The sequence below is a fragment of the Nocardioides sp. Iso805N genome, assembly GCF_000364605.1.
GTDB lineage: Bacteria > Actinomycetota > Actinomycetes > Propionibacteriales > Nocardioidaceae > Nocardioides.
The window spans coordinates 1-18,042 of sequence record NZ_KB822582.1; the positions used below are offsets into that span (position 1 = coordinate 1).

Here is an 18,042-nt window from a genome sequence, read left to right on the forward strand (position 1 = left end):
AGCCGCGTCAGTGCCAGCAGCGCGGCGGCTTTGTCGGTGGTGGAGAGGAAGATCGGATTCGCATCGACCGCCTGACTCAGGGCGGCATCGATCGCAGAAACGGTCGCCTGGATCTGATGCATGGTCACCACCCGAGAGAGAATCGTGTCGAACACGTATTCGAATTCTATCTGCTCAGATTGACCTGGACAACCCTCTTTGCTGACCGCATCGGGTGAATTCTTCGCCGTACCCGATCACACGCCTGGTGGCCCGACGCGACGTCAGCGAAGCCACCCCACCCAGCCAAGACACGTGACCACGCTGGGACTGGCCCACGCTTCTCGTTTGTCTCTGGCCGCCCCGCCAACCGCAGCGTCTCGACAAGGCTCGACGGGGCGGGCGCCTCGACAGGCTCGGCGGACGTCGCTCGCCGTACGCGGGCCCGACCCGCAGAAACTGACCCCTCAACCCGCAGAAAGTGACCTCTCGGCATCAAGGAGTCGCGGTGCCGCTCGGACCGGCGCTGGTCGTGGGACTTGCCGACGAGCTCGCGGACGCACTCGCGGAGGCGCTCGGAGAGGCTGAGGCACTCGGCGTCGGGGTGGGTTTCGGGGTGAGAGTGAGCGGCAGGTCCTGACCGCTCGCCGGGTCCGTGCTGTCGTCGAGCGTGAGGGTGGAGCTGACGTCGTCGTAGCCCGCCTTCGAGACAGTGATCGTCCAGGTTCCCGGTGCCAGGTGGAGGGAGTAGGTGCCGTCGCCGCCGTCGGTGGTGAGGTCCTTGTTCTGGTAGGCGGAGACCCCGTTGGCGTCGGTCGCGGTGACGGTGCCGTCCTTGCCGTTGGTCACGTCGAGCGCGACCGTCTGCTTGAGCTGGGTCAACGTCAAGGTGGCCGTCGTGGCCGCCGTCGCGAGGGTCGTCGTCGCCGTCTTCCACCAGGCCTTGCTGGCACCGTTCGCAGCTGCGGTCACACTCCACGACGAGCCGTCGAGCCAGAACGTGGTGACGGTGCCGATGTTGGCGTCGAAGTCGGTCGCCGTCGTGCCGCCCTGGGCGAGTGTGACATGTGCGGTGCTGGGGGTGGAAGTTCCGGCCCAGGCGCTGCCGAGCGCCGTGCTGACGGCCACGCTGTGCTCAGTCAGGTTGTTGGTAGCGCTCGCCGGGGTGTTCGCCGTACCCGAGACGAGCACGGTCCCGGCCCCACATGTCAGGTTCGGGTCCTCGCTCTGAGCGGCGGTGGTGGCGACCGTGCCGAAGTGGTTGGTCGGAAGCGTCCACGTGATCGTCCAGCAGCCGAACGGGACCTGGCTGAACGACGCGGTGGCGCCGGTGCCGGACGGAGACCATGTCAGTCCGGCGTTGCGGCCGGTGCCGGTCAGCGTCACCTTGGCGCCGCTCAGATTGTCGGTGGAGTCACTCGGCTTGAGCTTCACCGTCGCCGTCTGGGTGATCACCGGCAGCGTCACGGTCACGCCGGTCCACGGCACGTTCAGGTAGTGCACGGTGTAGGAAGCGGTGGCGGTGGGCGTGAAGCCGTACGCCGAGGCCCACACGGTGTAGGTGCCGTTCGGGACGTTCTGCAGGCTGTAGGCGCCGGTGCTGTCGGCTGTCGTGCTCAGTGAGGCCTTGTCGGTGCCCTTGGCCGGCGTGCACAGCGTGGTGGCGGCGGCCGGACAAAGCACCACGGCGGCCTTGCCGATGGTCGTGCCGTTGGTGTCGGCGACGGTGCCGCTCAGCGAGCTGGCTCCGAGGGTGACGGGAATGATGAAGGCCTGGGAAGCGTGCTTTCCGTCGGCGTTGTCCACCACCGGCAGTGTGCCGTTGGCCGTCAGGATGGAGTCGCCGGTGACGCTGTAGGAGTAGGTCCCCGGGATCACGTTGCTGAAGGTGTACACGCCGCCCGCGACGGTCGGTGCGGGCAGGCCGACACCGTGGCTGTCCGTCAGGACGATGGTGGCGTCGGCGGTCTTGGCGCCGAGCTGGTCGGGCAGGGTGACGGTGACCGTGACGGCGTTCTGCCGCAGGGACAGCGCCGCGGACGCGCCGGAGTCGTCGACGACCTTGACGTAGGCGACGCCGCTGCCCTCGTTGGTCCAGCCGGCCTCGGTGACCACGATCTTGTAGACGCCGGTCTTGAGCTCGGTGGTCGCGTTGCCGGCCACGCTGAAGGTGCCCTTGTCGCTGACGGTGGTGGTGAACGTGGGCGTGTCCAGGGTGGCGCAGCCGGTCGCATCGGTGGTGCTGCCGGTGCAGTGCAAGATCGTCACGTCGGCGCCGGTCAGCGCCTGCGTGTACGTGTCGCCGGTCACCGAGGTCAGCCCGGTGGCCGTGCCCGAGATCTTCGGACCCGCGGTCAGGACAGCCGTGCAGCTGGGCGTCCCGCCGGCCGTCAGGGTGATCGTGGTGGTCGCCGCGCCGTCGCAGGTCAGCGGCAGCTTGCCGCCGCTGCCGGCGGTGCCGAAGTGGTAGCCCGCCGCGTTGATCCCGACGGTGTAGCGGGCGGCGTCGGTGTCCGGGGCCAGGTCGGCGAAGGTCACCGTGCCGGCACTGCCTCCGGCTGTCTGGGAGACCGGGGAGCCGTCGGCGTCGTACAGCGTGTAGGTCGCGCCGGTGATCGGCGTGGTGCCGTCGACCATGGTCGCGCCGATGGTCAGCGAGGCGTTCTGCCGCAGGACCAGGTCCTTGGTCCAGTGGCAGCTCGCGTTGGTGCTGACGCCGTCGGCGACGTCGCACTCGAGCGTGCCGGTGGCGGGCTGGTAGCCGGGCGCGGTCGCGGTGATCGTGTAGGTGCCGGGCTGGGCCAGGCCTGGTTTCTGCACGCCGTCGACCGACAGCGCCTTGTCGGTCCAGCCGAGGATCCCTGTGCCGGGGGTCGCGCCTGCGCTCGTGTCGGCGCTGGCGGAGATGCTGATCCCGCTCGTGCTCATCCCCGGTGCGCTGACCCCGAAGGTGATCGCGCTCCACGGGTTGGCCGAGGCCGGTTTGACGCTCATGCTGGCGCCGAAGGTCACGGGCAGCGGGTCGAGGGTGAAGTTGTTGCTGGCGCCGCCGGTGAGCAACGACTGGTTGGTGAGCGTCTTGGACTGGTAGCCCGTTGCGGTGATCGACACGGTGGCGGCGGTGGAGACGAACGTCTTGCTGACCAGAGCGGTCCCGGTCAGGGCGGTGCCGCAGGGCGAGGGCGGCACGGTCTTGTCGTCGGCCTGGATCCCGAAGCAGCCGGTGGAGTCCGTGATCGGCTTCGCGTCACCCCGTACGGCGGAGGTCCCGTTGTAGCTGATCGGCGCGGTCACGAGCACCGTCGCCCCGCCGACCGGCTTGCTCTTGCCGTCGAAGGTGGTGCTCACCTTGCCGACGATCGACCCGACCGCGTTGGTCAGCGGGAGCGTGGCGATGGTGTCGTGGTTGAGCGAGATCGAGGTGGTGATCGAGCCGGAGTACTGGGTGTCGGTCTCGTCGGTCGCGCTCAGCGAGTAGTCGCCGGCGGCCAGGTGGGTCAGGTCGATCTTGCCGCTCTTGTCCACGTCGTCGGTCACCTGGTGCGCGGTGTCGGGCGTCTTGTCGGCGTTGAGCGGGGTGATGGTGACGTGCGTGCCCGGCGTCGCCGCGACCAGGTCGCCGGTCGAGCCCGGCTTCATCACGGTGGCCTCGAGGTGGCCGAGCCGGTCCACGTTCGGGTCGTAGACCTGGGTCGCGCCGGCATCGAGGGAGAACGTCGCCGACGTGGACAGGAAGTCGTCGTCGCTGGGGATGACCTTGATCGTGTAGACACCGTGCTTGGGCAGCTGGAGGCTGTAGGCGCCGGTGCCGTCGACGTACGCGCAGACGGTGCCGGCCGTGCCGCCGGTGCCGTTGTAGGTCACCGGGGTGGCCTTGCACTGGGGGTCGCTCTGCGTGCAGGGGTTGCTGTACGTCGAGCCCTCCGGTACGGCGACGACACATGTCCTGCCGCTCGGGTTGGAGGTTGCACTGGTGCCGATCGTGCCCTGGACCGTGGGAGCGCGCAGCAGCTGGGCGACCGGCGCCGTCACGGTCGAGCCGAGCGGAACCTGGGCGGTGACGGTGGTGTTCTCGTAGCCGGGCGCGCTGACCCGCACGGTGTAGAGGCCCGGCCGCAGGCCGAGGGTGGAGCCGTCGTCGGCCTTGCCCGGCAGCTTGTACCGCTCGGTGGCGCCGAAGGGCACGGTGTACGTCGCACTGCCGCTGGTCTGGTCGGCCGCGGAGTCGGCCGTGACGGTGGCGTTCAGGCACAGGCCCGGGTCGGTGGAGGTGGTCACCGTGGTGGTGTCGCTGCCCGCCGTCGTGGTCGTCGTGGTGGAGGTCGCGGAGCCGGCCGGGGCCGAGGCCGGACAGGTGTTGATCGGCTGCCCGGTCGTGGCGTCGATCGCCGTGCCGAGGATCGCGCCCGTGGTCGGCAGTACGCCGCCGGTCTGCTTGGTCAGCGAGGGCGAGGCTGTCGTGACGTCGCCGGCGGTGACGTCCACGGTCAGGGTGCTGGCCTGGTAGGCGAAGAGCTGGGTGGTCAGCGTGTAGGTGCCGGGGGTGACGCCGGTGATCTGGAACGACCCGGCCTGGTCGGTCGTCGTACCGCTGGTGCTGGTCGTCTTGTAGGCGTGGTCGGCGTTGAAGAGCACCAGCCCGGCGCTGGTCAGACCGGTGCCGGCAGCGTCGCTGACGATGCCCTCGACGATCCCGCTGGCCGAGGGCAGGGAGGCGTTGAGCGTGGCTGACCCCTGGCCCTTCTTCAGGTGCAGCTCGCTGGTCTGGGTCTGCAGGTCGGGGCCGCTCAGCGTGACCGTGTAGGTGCCGGGCGCCGGCAGCGCCGGCACGTGGTAGGTCCCGGCGAGCTGGTCCTGGGTGACAGTGGTGGCGGTGCGCACGGTGCCGGCGCCGTCGGTCACCGTCACGGTCGCGCCGCCGACACCCTTGACGACACCGTCCGAGCCGGTCGCGGAGACCTTGCCGCTCAGGGTGGCGACGCCGTTGCGCAGGTGCAGGTCGGCGGTGGCCGATCCGCCGGCGGAGAGGGTGACGTCGCGGGCCTCGGTGCTGTCGCCGTCCGCAGAGGCCGAGACGATGTAGCTGGCCGGGGTGGAGAGGCCGCTCACCGACCAGGCGCCGACGTGGCCCTTGGTGTTGCTGCTCGCGGTGATCGTGCTGGTGCCGTCGCTGATCGTGATGGCGGCACCGCCGACGGCCTTGCCGTCGGGACCCGTGACCACGCCGGACAGCTTGCCCTCGCCGGGCTGAAGGTCGACGTCGAGCGGCTTCTGCGCGGTGGCGGAGGAGGCGTCGACGACGTAGCTGCTGCTCTGGTAGCCGGGCTTGCTGAAGACCAGCAGGTAGTAGCCGGGCGCGCTGACCCGTGGGAAGGACCAGACGCCGTCGGCGCCGGTCACCGTGCCGCGCTGCTGCGGGACCTTGGTGACCTTGCGCAGCATGATCGTCTCGGAGGAGACCTTGCCGACGGAGGCCGTCAACGACACCGGTACGCCGACGGACTTGGTGTCGCCACCCTCGGCGTCCTCGTCGACCAGCGAGGTGGGTCGCAGCGATACGTGCACCCCGGCAGGGTCCGCTGCCTTGATGGTGCCGTTGAGCTGGACGCCCGAGCCCGACGAAGCGGGGGTGCCGCCGGAGGCCTTCGTGGCCGAGCCGCCGGAGCCGCTCCCAGCGCCACCGGACCCGCCGGACCCGCCTGAGCCGCCTGAGCCGCTGCCACCGCCACTGCCGGAGTCACCGGAGCTCGATCCCCCCGAGCCGGAGCCGGCCTGGGTGCTGACCACGTCGGACTTCGTGCCGAAGTGGTCGGTGAGCTTGGGCAGGAACGTGATGCCGGCGGCGATCCAGATCGCCAGGATGCCGACGACCGCGACGACCTTGAGCCACGTCGGCGGCACCAGCGGGCGCTGGGTGAGCTCGCCCTCGGCGTAGCGCGCCGCCTCGGTGCCGGTGGCGCCGATCCGCAGCACGTGCCGCATCCGCATCCCGATCAGCTGCGGGTGCCGCGCGGTGGCCCGGCCGCGGACCCGGACGACCGCGCCGGGTGCGACCTCGACGTCGTCCTGCTGCAGGGTGAGCCGGACCGAGCCGGTCGACTGTGGGGTCAGCCGGACCCGCGCGAGCGCGCCGCCGCTGTTGCGCAGCACCACCGCGAACCGCCGTGACCGCCACGCGCTGAGCGCCGGCGGGTCCATCTCCAAGGTGAGCTGGGCACGCGGGTTGACCACCAGCACGGTGTCGGCGATCCCGACCGGCGCTCCGGTGGCCAGGCCGCCGGCGTCGAGTGCCTGCACGCTGATCGCCAGCGGGTACTGCGCGGGCAGGGTGCCTGCGGCGGGGGTCAGGGTGAGCTGGACGACGTACGTCGCCCCGGGCGCGAGCAGCGGCGTGGTCACCGGGGCCGGCAGCCATGCGGAGTCGACGCCGAGGGCCAGCACGGACAGCTGTCGTGCCGAGGACGACGTGTTCGCCACGGTCACCTCGACGGCGAGCGGCACCCCGGCACCGGTGCGCACCAACGGTGCGACGGCGATGCCGGGGGCCGACTCGGTGGGCCGCTGCGACTCAGCCAAGGGTCTTCACCTTCACATTGAGCGCCTGACTGGCGGCCAGCTGGAGCGTGGTTGTTCCGGTCGGCGCGCTGCCCGACGTCGGCCGGACCTGGATCACATAGGTCTGCGGCGCGTCCACGTTGGTGAAGCTGAACGTGCCGTCGCTGCGCGTCGTGGTGGTGCGGTAGACCGTCGAGGGATAGGCATCGGCCTGGTAGAGCTCGACGACGTACCCGGGGCCGAGCGTCGCGCCGGAGGCGTTGACCACCGTTCCGGTGATGGAGGCGGCCGGCTCGAGCTTGGGGTTGTAGGCCGTGACATCGCCTGCGGCGAGCTTGACGATCGAGGAGGTCGGGGTGACGCCGCCGAGGCTGACGCTGACGGTGTAGGTGCCCGGCGGGATGTCCTCGATCCGGTACGCACCGGCCGAGCTCGCCGGCACCGACGCGGTGGTCACGGTGTAGCTCGACGTGCCGGAGGAGAGCTGCACCGTCGCTTCGCCGATCGCGGCGGCGCCGGAGCTGCCCTTCTGCTTGACCACGCCGTAGAGCACCGCCGTCGAGGGATGCAGCGCCACGCTGATCCCGCTGACGGTGATGCCCGGGCCGATCGAGGCCGGCGTGATGTTGCCGTCCGCGTCGAGTGACACCGAGAGGGTGTGGCTGGCCAGGTCGCTGCGCGCGAAGGTGACGGTGTAGGTCCCGGGCAGGGCCAGCCCGTCGACCCGCCACGTGCCGACGGCCTTGCCGGAGGACTGGCTGGCGGTCTGGATGGTCTGGCTGCCGTCCGTCACCAGTACGCCGACGCCAGCGGCGGGGTCGCCGCCGGAGCTGAGCGTGACAGCGCCCGACAGCGAGCCCGAGGAGCGGCCCAGTGTGAGGGAGACGCCCGTCAGGGTCTGACCGGCGGCGAGGCTCACGCTCATCGTCTGCGAGGCGTAGCCGTCGGCGGTCGCGACGATCGTGAACTGCGCCGGCGTCGGCAGGCTGCGCAGCACGAAGCTGCCCTTGCCGTTGGCTCCGTCGGCCTTGTCCAGCGAGATGGTGGTGACGGTGGTCTGCCCGGAGGTGGCCGTCAGGGTGACGTCGCCGAGCGGGCCGGCGGTCGAGCTGACAGTGCCGGAGATCAGGCCGTCGCCCTTGCGCAGGGTGATGTCGAGGTCGGTGCGGGTCTCGCCGGCGGAGACGTCGATCAGCTGCGTCGAGGTGGCGTAGCCGGGCTTGCTGACCTCGACCTCGTAGACGCTCGGCGAGGGCACGTTGTTGAGCGTGAAAGTCCCGTCAGCGCCGATCGGCACGGTGGTCACGATCGCGCCCGCGCTGGCGTCGCCGCCACCCTCGGCGCTGCCGTCGGTGCTGCCGGTGCCGGCGCTGGGCGGAGGTGTCAGCGAGGTGTCGTCGGTGGCCGCCCCGGCGCGCGCTGCGACGTACGCCGCGTGCGTCGCGGTCCTGGCCGAGACCCCGGAGCCGGTCGAGCCGGTCGATCCGGTCGACGAGCCGGTGGCGGCGGCGCCGGTGACACCACCGGTGCCGGTCGCGGCGGTGGAGGCGCTCCCGCCCGGCGTGCGCAGGGTGAGCGTCGCGTTGGAGACGTCGTCGCCCTTGACCGTGCCTGAGACGGTCGCAGGCACACCGCCGAGGGAGACGTCGAGGCCGCCGTGCTGCTGGTTGGCGGTGAGGGTGACGGTGGTGGCGTTGGAGGCCTCCAACGCCTGCGGGTACCACAGCTGCACGAAGCCGGCGCCGCGGAAGGTGAGCTTGTAGTCGCCCGCGGGGAGGTCGCCGACGGTGTAGGTGCCGTTGTCGCCGGTGGCGGTGGTGGCCAGGGGCGTGTTGGTGTCGGCCGCCGAGTAGACGGTGACCGCGACGCCGGGCACCGGGGTACCTGAGGTCAGCAGTCGCACGGTGCCGGCCACGCCCGAGGTGCCGCTGCTGCCGGAGCCGTCACCGGCCGAGGCGATCTGGAGGGCGAGGTCGCGGTCGGCGGCGGACTGGCCGACGATCTTGGAGAGGGCCAGCGTGATCACGACCGCGAAGACCGTCACCGCGATCAGGAGCCCGAGCAGCGAGAGCGAGCCCCGCCCGACCACCGGGCGCTGGATCAGGGTGGCGTTCGCGAGCGCCGGGGTGTCGCGTTCGGGGGTGAGGGCCAGCTGCTTCGACCGTCCGCGGGTGCGCTTGCGACGGCCCGGCTCGGGTGCGACCGGAGCATCGGTCGTCGCCGCAACACCCTTGGGGGCAGGCTTGGCGGCCGGCGCCGGCACCACGACCACCCGGCTGCCCTCGGGCGGGTCCAGGAAGAACGAGAGCGAGCGCACCGCGGGCTGGCCGAAGAACGGTTGCCGGGCCTTGACCTTCAGGTCGACCACGGCGTGCTCGCCGGGAGCGAGGACGAGCTCGGCGGGGGAGAAGACGTACTTCACCTTGCCCTCGGCGTCGGTCCCCGCGAGCCGGCCACGCGCCAGCGTGTTGCCGGTGTTGTCGACCAGCAGGGTGAACCGACCAGCCCGGCCGGTCTGCTGTGCCATCGGGTCGGCTCGGACCTGCAGCGCCGGAGCATCAGGTACGACGAGGACCACCTCGTTGATGCTGCTGTGCTCGGGCGGCGTCAGCTCGCGCAGCTGCACCGCGACCCGGCGCTCGCCGGCCGCGATGCCCTGGGGCACCGTCACCGCGATGGTGAGGGTGCGCGACTCCTCCGGGAAGAGCGAGAACGTCTGGTCGGTCGTCTCCACCCAGCCGGGGTCGGCGCCCAGGACACGCAGCGCGTAGCCGCCGATCACGTCACCGGTGTTGGTGACGGTGACCTCGAGCTGCTGCGGCGTACCGGGTGTGACGGTGAAGCGGCGCGGGGAGACGTCGACGATCATGCTCACTCGGCCGCCTGCAGCACGAGGTCTCGCCGTACGGTGCCGCTGGTGAGCGTGACCAGCGCGGTCTGCTGGCCGTAGCCGGCCGCGCGGACGGTGACGCTGTAGGTGCCGGGCTCCAGCGACGGGAACAGGTAGCCGCCCTTGGAGAGGGTGGCGTCGGGGTCGCTGGAGGCCGTCTGGGAGGTGTGCGTGCCGTCGGTGACCACGACCGTCGCGCCGGCGTACGTCTTCCCGTTCGGGGTGCTGACGGTGCCCCACAGCCTGACCAGCTGGGTCTTGAGCTGGGCGGTGACGGCAGCCGGTGCCTTGTCGGCCGACAGCGTGATCGGCACCGTCTCGGGCCGGTAGCCGTCGATGGTGAAGGTCAGCGTGTAGGAACCCGGCGCGACCAGGCCGCTGAGGGTGAAGGCGCCGACCGACCCGCTGGTCAGGGTGGTCGTCGAGGGTGCCTCCTCGACCCCGGTGCTGCTGCTGCCGCCGACGGTGACGGTCGCCCCGCCGATGCCCTTGCCGTTCGGGCCGAGCAGCGTGCCGCTGACCGAGCCGGTGCCGGCGGTGAGGGTGACGTTGGCGATGCCGTTCTCGCCGGCGCCGAGGTCGACGATCCGGGTCGCGGTGCCGTGGCCGGGAGCGGTGAAGGTGAGCACGTAGGTGCCGGGCGTGGGCAGGTTGTCGAAGGTGTAGGTGCCCACCGAGCCGACGGTCGGCGTGATCACCGAGACGTCCTGCCCGTCCACGGTCGTGCTGACGGTGACACCGCCGAGACCGGCCTTCGGCGTACCGGTGGAGACGGTGCCGGTCAGGTGGCCGGTGTGCGCGCTGAGCAGCACCGTCGGCTCCAGCCGCTGCTCCCCGCCGGTGACGGTCTCGGTCTGGGTGGTGACCTGGTAGCCCGGCGTGGTGAAGCTGAGCTCGTAGGTGCCGGGTGCCTTGAGGCCCGAGAGCGTGTAGGCGCCGCCGGCGTCGGTGGTGTCGGTGATCGGCTTCCCGGTGGCCTTGCCGCCGTCGAGCATCCGTGCTGTCACGGTCGTGGTCACGGCGGCGAGCGCATCGCCGCGGTCGACGTCGCCGGAGATCTGCGCCGGCGCGCCGCGAACCACCGCGTTGGTGCCGTTGACCTTGCCCTGCGCGGCGACCTGGATGCCGGTCGACCCCGCTGCCAGCTGCACCTGGTCGTGCCCGCCGGTGCCGCCTGTGTCGACTGCGTTGCTGGTGCCCGAGGTGCCGCCGGGGTTGGACGGCTCCCAGGTGGTGGCGAAGCCGTCGGCGCTGAACTTCAGCCAGTACGTCGCCGGGAAGAGTCCGGCCAGGGTGTACGAGCCGTCGCTCTGGGTCGCCGCGGAGCTCACCAGGACCGGGCCCTTGCGACCCATCCGGTAGGCCTGGACCAGGATCCGGCCGACCGCTGCGTCGTTGCTCTTCGCCGTCACCGTGCCCGAGATGCTGCCGCCGACGCTCGGCGAGACCAGGCCGGTCTTCGGCGTCGCTCCGGCGGGCGCCGAGCCGGCCCCGCCCTTCGCGCCGCTCCCGCTCTTGCCGTCACCGGTGGCAGCCGAGACCGGGAAGTACGACGCGGGTGCCGTCTTGGTGACCGGGTCGCCGGAGAAGACCTGGGTCAGGCCGAGCAGGAAGACACCCGCCCACAGCGCGATGATCGCGAGCAGGATCAGGGCGGTGAGCAGGCCACGGCTGATCAACGGCCGCTGCTTGAGGACGACCGTCGTCTGGTCGGTCAGCTCCGGCTCGGTCTCGGTCTCCTCCATCGCCGGGATGGTGTCGGCGCGACGGCCGACCAGGCCGATGGTGACGACCCGGTCCACCTCCGTCCCGGTGATCATCCGCGGGCCCTTGAGGCCGAGCATGACCGGCGTGACGGTGCCGGGGGCGGTGCGCATCGAGACCGGGTTGAACCGGCTGGCGCACTTGTCCGGCGAGGTGGCGCTGAGCATCACGTCGAGCGCGACGTTGCCGGTGTTCTCCACCGCCAGCACGTAGCGGGCGCCGCGTCGCGCGCGCACGAGCGAGGGCTGGCGGGAGAGTCGCAACCCGGGCTGGGCGGCGACGGAGAGCTCGAGGTCGAGGTGACGCCGCGTCGTACCGGAGACGTGGGAGATGACCTCGACGGTGACCGGGTGCAACCCGGCCGGCTGGCTTGCGGGCAGCTCGATGGTCAGGGTGATCTGGCCGTTCGCCCCGGGGAACAGCGGGAGCACCTCCGGCTCGGCCCGCACGAGGGCGGCGTCCAGCCCGACCACCCGGGCGGTGACGCCGTCGATGAGGTCGCCGGTGTTCACCACGTCGACGACGACGTCGACGCTCGCGCCGGGGTCGGCGATGAGGGTGCGGTGCTCGGTGGCTACGCGCATTGGTGCGCTCGGAACACGACAGACCTCCCGCGACCCGGTCTCTCGTCCGGTCGCAACCGGCAAAAGGTTACGGAGCGTGGTCCGGGGGCGCAGCGAAACAGGGAATTTCGCCGCCTGAGAATCCCATGAATATCCGCAATCGGCTGCGGCGCCTCCCGAAGGGGCGGAATGATCCCGGTCGTGTTCTTGCCGGAGGACAGACGACGTTGGGCCGCACGCGTTGCGACCCCGTTCGTGCTGTCCCCGCTCCTCGTCGGCTGCGGCTTCGGGCACGACGGCGGCGACGGCACATCGGTCTTCAAGGTCCAGGTCGGCGAGTGCTTCACCTCGCCCAGCGAGGTCAAGGCACAGATCAGCGACATCGACAAGGTGGCCTGCTCCAAGCCGCACGGCAAGGAGGCGTACGCCGCGGCCGTCTACACGCCGGCCACCGGCTCCGACGGCAAGGCCAGCAGCGACTTCCCGGGCAACGACGCGCTCGCCTCGTTCGCGCAGGGTGCGTGCGCCCAGCGGTTCACCTCCTACGTCGGGGTGAGCTACCTCGACTCCTCGCTGTTCTTCACCTACCTCGCCCCGTCGGCGCGCAGCTGGCAGGACGACGACCGGACGGTGCTCTGCTTCGTCACCACCGACGGCAAGCCGTTGACCGGCACGGTGAAGGGGAGCAAGCAATGAGCGCCCTGACCAGTGGCTTACTCACCGGACAGGGACGCTGATGGGCGGCCCGAACGTGGTCGGCACCGCGACGCTGACCTGCACCTGGGGTGCGGCACCCTCGACGATGTCGGTGCTGCCGACGGCGAAGGTGCTGATCGAGGGCCAGCCCGCCGCGACCATCATGGACGTGATGCCGATGGTGAACGTCCCGCCCTTCGGGATGTGCTCGAGCATGTCCAACCCCACTGTTGCCGCGGCCACCGCGGCGGCGCTCGGCGTGCTCACGCCGATGCCCTGCGTGCCGCTGCTGCCGGCACCGTGGACCCCAGGCTCGGCGACCACGTTGATCGGCGGCAAGCCTGCCCTGACCAACCCGGCCACCTGCAACTGCGCCTGGGGCGGAGTCATCACCGTCACGATGCCGGGGGCGGTGAAGACGATCACGAATTGAGAAGCGAGTTACACAGGCCGCTCCGGCCTGGACGACTGCGGGCTCGGCGCCGTCGTACGACCTGAATGCATCACCCCACCCTGATCAGTCACGTCTTACCTCTGGGAGCAACTGCATGCCTACCTACACCGCCCCGGGCGTCTACGTCGAAGAGGTCACCTCCTCGCAGAAGGTCCTGACCGCCGCGCCGACGGCGATCGCCGCCTTCGTCGGCTTCACCGCCACCGCCCCGACCGACGACCCCAACGACCCGCAGGGCCTGGCCCCGCGCCTGGTCACCAGCTGGACCCAGTTCGAGAACCTCTACGGCGGCTTCGCACCGGGTTGCATGCTGCCGCTGTCCGTCTACGGCTACTTCGCCAACGGCGGCTCGATCGCCTACATCTGCCGCGTGCCGAACACCGAGCCCGCCGGTGAGCCGGCCCGCCTGGCGCTGCCCGCCGCCGACCGCGCCCTGGGCCTGCCCGTCGCGGTCGAGAGCCTCGCGCCTGACGCCAACATCACCGTGGCCGTCAGCACCGACGACCCGGGTGAGGCCGATGGCGACGACGAGGGCCCCTCGACCTTCACCCTGACCGTCCTGGAGGGCGGCGAGCCGGTCGAGTCCTTCACCGGCCTCAGCTTCGCCAAGGGCGACTCCAATGTTGCGACCAAGGTGAACGCCACCTCCACCAAGATCAAGATCGACTTCGACCTGGCCAAGGACGCGGACATCGCCAGCCAGCTCGAGCTGCTCAAGCCGGGTCTGTACGACCTCGAGAAGGCGGCGCCGGTCCCGGTCGCCGTCACCGGCCGCAAGTTCGCCGGCTCCGAGTCGGCCCGTGCCGGCATCGGCGGTCTCGCCGTGGCCGAGGACGTCACCATGGTGGTCGTCCCCGACCTGGTCACCGCCGCCACCAAGGAGGACGGCACCATCGACCTCGGGCTGTGGAAGGCGGTCCAGACCGCGCTGATCAGCCACTGCGAGCAGAACGGCAACCGGATGGCCGTCCTCGACGCTCCTCCGGGGATGAACCCGCAGCAGATCAAGGAGTGGCGCTCCGAGGTCGCGATGTACGACTCGGCGTACGCGGCCCTCTACTACCCCTGGATCAAGGTCGAGAACCCGATCGGCGTCAACGGCGACAGCGAGATCCTGATCCCGCCGTCGGGCCACATCGCCGGCGTCTGGGCGCGCACCGACGAGACCCGCGGCGTGTGGAAGGCCCCGGCTAACGACACCATCCGCGGCGTGCTCGACCTCGAGCGGACCGTCTCCCAGAACGAGCAGTCGCTGCTCAACCCGATCGGGATCAACTGCATCCGCCCGTTCGGCACCCGCGGCATCCGCGTCTGGGGCGCACGCACCCTCAGCTCGGACACCGACTGGACCTACATCAACGTCCGTCGCCTCTTCAACATGATCGAGACCGCGATCCTGACCGGCACCCAGTTCGCCGTCTTCGAGCCCAACGACGTCACCCTGTGGGAGGGCGTGAAGCGGACCGTGAGCGGCTTCCTGCGTGGCCTGTGGAGCGCGGGCGCCCTGTTCGGCACCAGCGCTGACGAGGCGTTCTACGTCAAGTGCGACGCCGAGACCAACCCGCCGGAGTCGATCGACGCCGGCATGCTCGTGGTCGAGGTCGGCATCGCGCCGGTCAAGCCCGCGGAGTTCGTGGTCTTCCGGATCAGCCAGAAGAAGCAGAGCGCTGCCTGACCGGCGCGCCGTACCCCTCAAACCCGACGTAGAAAACTAGGGAGCGCACCATGCCCAACGACCTCATCTCCACCGACCCGATCGTCGCGCAGAACTTCTACCTGGAGCTCGACGGCGTCTCGATCGTCCTGTCCAGCGTCGGCGGCCTCGACCTCGAGTTCGACGTCGTCACCATGTCCCAGGCCGGCCCCGGCGGTATCAAGCAGCAGGTCAAGACCCGCGGCTCGGTCCTCAAGGTCTCCGACCTCACCATCAGCCGGATGGCGCCCAAGGACGCGATGAACGACCCGATCTGGAAGTGGTTCTACACGATCCACGACAAGGGCTTCGTGATCGGCGACCGCACCAACAACCGCAAGAACGGCTCGGTCGTGCTCTACGACTCCTCGCAGGCGGAGATCGGCCGGTACAACTTCTTCAACGGCTGGCCGAGCAAGATCTCGACCGACCAGATGAGCTCGGACTCGAACGAGCCCGTCAAGGAGAACATCACCCTGGTGATCGAGCGCCTGCAGCGAGTCAAGTGAGTCGAGCGTGACACTGCGTACTTCTTACGAGTTCACGCTTCCGCGGGGGTACGTCGACGGGAGTGGCCAGCTGCATCGCACCGGGACGATGCGGCTGGCCACCGCCCGCGACGAGCTCGAGCCGCTGCGTGACCCGATGGTCAGCGGCCCGGACGACCCCCGGCTGACGATCCTCGTGCTGACGCGGGTCATCGAGCGTCTCGGCACGCTGGAGCTGATCACGTCCCACGACATCGAGGGGCTCTTCGCCGTCGACCTGGCCTTCCTCCAGGACTTCTACGGCGTGATCAACTTCGGCAACCAGGCCGAGTACGACGCGCTGATGCGAGCTCAGGAGGAGTCCGACCTGCTCGGGTCCCCTGCGCCCGCATCCGCCTCCGGCACGGCGGCTCCGGCCGCCGAGCAGGCGTCGTCGCCCGGTGATGGTCCCCGTGAGGGGCTCGGTGAGGGGCCGGCGGCGACGCCGGCGCCGCGCACCGGGATGCGCAGCGCCATCGAGGAACTGCCCCGGCGGACGCTCTAGGCCATGCTGCGCTACCCCACCGACGCGCTCTGGCAGGAGATCGCCTTCCTCGCCTACCACCTGCACTGGTCCATGGACGACCTGCTCGACCTCGAGCACATGGACCGGGTGCGGATGGTGCGCGCCGTGGTGAACCTCAACGAGCGGGCCTGGCAGTCGGTCCGTGAGTTCGGGGCCTGAGAGGAGATCGGATGAGCATCACCCCCTCGTCGTCGGCGTCGCCGGCCACGCAGAACCTGCTGGGCTCGGACCTGCCCACCGCGAGCCGTTTCCTGTTCGAGCTCGATGGCGCCGAGATCGGTGTCTTCTCCTCGGTCTCCGGGCTGGAGATGACGGTGGAGACCTACCAGATCCTCGAAGGCGGGCAGAACGGGTTCAGCCACAAGCTGCCCGGCCGGATCACCTGGCCGAACCTGGTGTTCCGCCGCGGCATCACCGACAGCGACGCGCTCTTCGCGTGGCTGCAGAAGAGCTCCGGTGAGGGGTTCGCCGCCTCGGGCAACAAGCTGACCAAGTCCACCGGGGCCGTCACCGTGATCGGCCTGGACGGCACCCGACTACGGTCCTGGAACCTCAACGACGTCTGGCCCGTGCGCTGGAAGGGCCCGGACTTCGACGTCAGCCGGGACGACCCGCTCCAGGAGGAGCTCGAGATCGCCCACCACGGCTTCGTCTCCACCAAGCCCGCCACCTGACCGCCCCACCCACAGATGAGTGACATGACCAGCGAGCAGGTCCCGCACGAGGACAGCACCCGACTCGGCCGCGAGGTCGTCGGGCGCCTTCGCCTGCCCGGGCCTCCGGCGGGGCGGCCGCTGCCGACCCGGATCGGGTCGTTGGCCTCGTCGGTGGAGCGGTTCTCCTCCTCGCTCTCCCGTCCGGTCGAGGTACGCCGGGCGTTGCGTGGGCCGGGCTCGCACGACGACTCGGTGCGGCCGCCGCGCTGGTGGTCGGGCGGTCAGGACGCGGAGGCGGCGGAGGTCTCGAGCGGGTCTGCTGCCGGGTCTGCTGCCGGGTCTGTCGGGGCTGCGGCTCCGGGGCGGCCGGGTGGCCCCGCGCCGTGGCTGGCCGGGGCTCGGTCGCAGGTGGCTGAGAGCGAGCTGCCGTCGCGTCGTCTGCCGCGGGCCGCCCGCGCCGTCGAGAACCAGGACTCCTACACCCCCGGCGGAATCCTCGGCGGCCTGCAGGGCCAGGTCATCCGGGTGCGTCGCCACGAGGAGGTCAGCGCCGCCGGTCCGATGCTGACCTCGGGTGACACGGCGCGACTCGGCGCTGCGACCGTGCGCCGACGGATGGAGGCCGCTCGCCGGCCTGCGCCGTCGGGCTCGGCGGCGCAGCCGGCTTCGTCGCCGTCCAGGCGGTCCGCCGCCGGACGTCACGCGGCTCCGGTCGCCGCTCCTGCCTCAGTTCCGGCCGCACCTTCGACCGCACCTTCGACCGCACCTTCGACCGCCCCGCCGACCTCGAGCGCTGCCGCTCCTCCGGCGGCCTCCGCAGCGAGCCCGGCGGGCTCCGCGCCAGTCGGTACGTCGCCCGTGCGGTCCGCCGGATCGTCGGCCGCGCCTTCAGCACCTTCGTCGCCCACGTCTGCGCCCCCGCCCACGACCCCGTCGTCACCTTCATCGCCCACGTCTGCCTCCTCGTCTGCGCCCTCGCTCGCGACCCCGTCGTCGGCCGAGTCGACCGTTTCGGGGCGTGCGTCGGCACCTGGCCGCGGTGCCGATCCGGTCGCAGGCGGCTCTGGGGCGCCGGCCGGTGCGGTTGCGCCGTCCACCGGAGCATCCGGCGCGTCCGCTGTGGTGACGGTGCCGACCGCTGGGTCGCATGCGCACCTCACGCCCGACACCGCCCCGGCCGCACCGACGCCGACCCTGCGCCGCGCCGGCTTCCAGCTCCGCCCGCTCGCGTCCCGGCTAGCCGCGGCCCGCGCGCGCCGCGACAGCGCCGAGCTCTCCTCGACCCCAGCGGTCGGCGCGCCGGTACGGCGGGTTGCCGACGCGACCACGGCGAGCGGGACGACCCTCGCCGTACCCGATGACCAGGCGCGCCCCGGTGCCCAGCTCTGGACTCGAGCGCGGCACCACCAGGCGGCCGGGCTGCGTGGGGATGACCGGGTGCTGCGGCGCACGGTCGGCACCGCCGAGCATGTCCGGACCGCCACAGCGGCGCTGCTCGCGGAGCAGCCGTCGCCGGCGCAAGCGACCGGGCGACCTGCCCGGCGCGAGTCCTGGGCAGGTACGTCGGCGGTGGTGCGGCGCCGTGCCCAGGAGCGTGCCCAGGAGAGCGCACGGGCTGCGATGCCGAGCAGCACGGCCCCGTCGGTCGAACAGTTGTCCGGCCCCGCGCCCACCCCCCGGCCCGTCGAACAGTTGTCCGGCCCCGCGCCCACCCCCCGGCCCGTCGAACAGTTGTCCGG

Annotated in this window: 11 protein-coding genes and 1 pseudogene; 8 read left to right on the forward strand and 4 right to left on the reverse strand. The window is 71.1% G+C overall.

Going from position 1 to position 18,042, the window contains the following annotated elements; genetic code table 11:
- Nucleotides 1-474: 474 nt before the first annotated feature.
- From H036_RS26100 to H036_RS0116145, 3 genes are read right to left on the reverse strand one after another with little or no spacing between them, the layout of a single operon-like run.
- The gene (locus tag H036_RS26100; RefSeq protein ID WP_017935838.1) at nt 475-6,555 is read right to left on the reverse strand and encodes a carboxypeptidase regulatory-like domain-containing protein; all 6,081 of its coding nucleotides are present in this window, start codon (nt 6,553-6,555) and stop codon (nt 475-477) included.
- Nucleotides 6,548-9,403 (reverse strand): carboxypeptidase-like regulatory domain-containing protein, encoded by a 2,856-nt coding sequence (locus H036_RS0116140; RefSeq protein ID WP_026146109.1) that lies wholly within the window; start codon nt 9,401-9,403, stop codon nt 6,548-6,550. Before H036_RS0116140 ends, H036_RS26100 begins: the two co-directional genes overlap by 8 nt.
- Nucleotides 9,404-9,405: 2 nt before the next feature.
- The gene (locus tag H036_RS0116145) at nt 9,406-11,772 is read right to left on the reverse strand and encodes a carboxypeptidase-like regulatory domain-containing protein (RefSeq protein WP_017935840.1); all 2,367 of its coding nucleotides are present in this window, start codon (nt 11,770-11,772) and stop codon (nt 9,406-9,408) included.
- A 180-nt stretch (nt 11,773-11,952) separates the two neighbouring features.
- On the opposite strand from H036_RS0116145, the gene H036_RS0116150 reads away from it, so the two are divergent.
- The 7 genes from H036_RS0116150 (at nt 11,953) to H036_RS0116180 (ending at nt 16,321) form a co-directional block, all read left to right on the forward strand.
- The gene (locus tag H036_RS0116150; RefSeq protein ID WP_157417484.1) at nt 11,953-12,447 is read left to right on the forward strand and encodes a septum formation family protein; all 495 of its coding nucleotides are present in this window, start codon (nt 11,953-11,955) and stop codon (nt 12,445-12,447) included.
- A gap of 40 nt (nt 12,448-12,487) precedes the next feature.
- On the forward strand, nt 12,488-12,880 hold the full coding sequence (locus H036_RS24985; protein ID WP_081615580.1) for a DUF4280 domain-containing protein: 393 nt from the start codon (nt 12,488-12,490) through the stop codon (nt 12,878-12,880).
- Between the two features lie 115 nt (nt 12,881-12,995).
- Nucleotides 12,996-14,576, forward strand: a complete 1,581-nt coding sequence (locus H036_RS0116160; protein ID WP_017935843.1) for a phage tail sheath family protein — start codon at nt 12,996-12,998, stop codon at nt 14,574-14,576.
- Nucleotides 14,577-14,626: 50 nt separating this feature from the next.
- A complete protein-coding gene (locus H036_RS0116165) occupies nt 14,627-15,103 on the forward strand; it encodes a phage tail protein (protein ID WP_017935844.1) in 477 nt (158 codons plus the stop codon).
- A gap of 7 nt (nt 15,104-15,110) precedes the next feature.
- On the forward strand, nt 15,111-15,626 hold the full coding sequence (locus tag H036_RS25455) for a hypothetical protein (protein WP_081615581.1): 516 nt from the start codon (nt 15,111-15,113) through the stop codon (nt 15,624-15,626).
- A 3-nt stretch (nt 15,627-15,629) separates the two neighbouring features.
- Nucleotides 15,630-15,806 (forward strand): DUF6760 family protein, encoded by a 177-nt coding sequence (locus H036_RS25775; protein WP_017935846.1) that lies wholly within the window; start codon nt 15,630-15,632, stop codon nt 15,804-15,806.
- A gap of 11 nt (nt 15,807-15,817) precedes the next feature.
- On the forward strand, nt 15,818-16,321 hold the full coding sequence (locus tag H036_RS0116180; protein WP_017935847.1) for a phage tail protein: 504 nt from the start codon (nt 15,818-15,820) through the stop codon (nt 16,319-16,321).
- A gap of 680 nt (nt 16,322-17,001) precedes the next feature.
- Here the strand turns inward: H036_RS0116180 and H036_RS25975 are convergent.
- Complete coding sequence (locus H036_RS25975; protein ID WP_157417486.1) at nt 17,002-17,256, reverse strand: hypothetical protein; 255 nt, start codon at nt 17,254-17,256, stop codon at nt 17,002-17,004.
- Nucleotides 17,257-17,431: 175 nt separating this feature from the next.
- On the opposite strand from H036_RS25975, the pseudogene H036_RS25980 reads away from it, so the two are divergent.
- A pseudogene (locus H036_RS25980) lies at nt 17,432-18,042 on the forward strand (hypothetical protein); the annotation flags it as partial.

Coding starts and splice junctions, on each gene's coding strand:
- H036_RS0116165 (WP_017935844.1), top strand. CDS start 14,627: ATGCCCAACGACCTCATCTCCACCGACCCGATCGTCGCGCAGAACTTC.
- H036_RS25775 (WP_017935846.1), top strand. CDS start 15,630: ATGCTGCGCTACCCCACCGACGCGCTCTGGCAGGAGATCGCCTTCCTC.
- H036_RS0116160 (WP_017935843.1), top strand. CDS start 12,996: ATGCCTACCTACACCGCCCCGGGCGTCTACGTCGAAGAGGTCACCTCC.
- H036_RS0116140 (WP_026146109.1), bottom strand. CDS start 9,403: ATGATCGTCGACGTCTCCCCGCGCCGCTTCACCGTCACACCCGGTACG.
- H036_RS24985 (WP_081615580.1), top strand. CDS start 12,488: ATGGGCGGCCCGAACGTGGTCGGCACCGCGACGCTGACCTGCACCTGG.
- H036_RS0116145 (WP_017935840.1), bottom strand. CDS start 11,772: ATGCGCGTAGCCACCGAGCACCGCACCCTCATCGCCGACCCCGGCGCG.
- H036_RS0116180 (WP_017935847.1), top strand. CDS start 15,818: ATGAGCATCACCCCCTCGTCGTCGGCGTCGCCGGCCACGCAGAACCTG.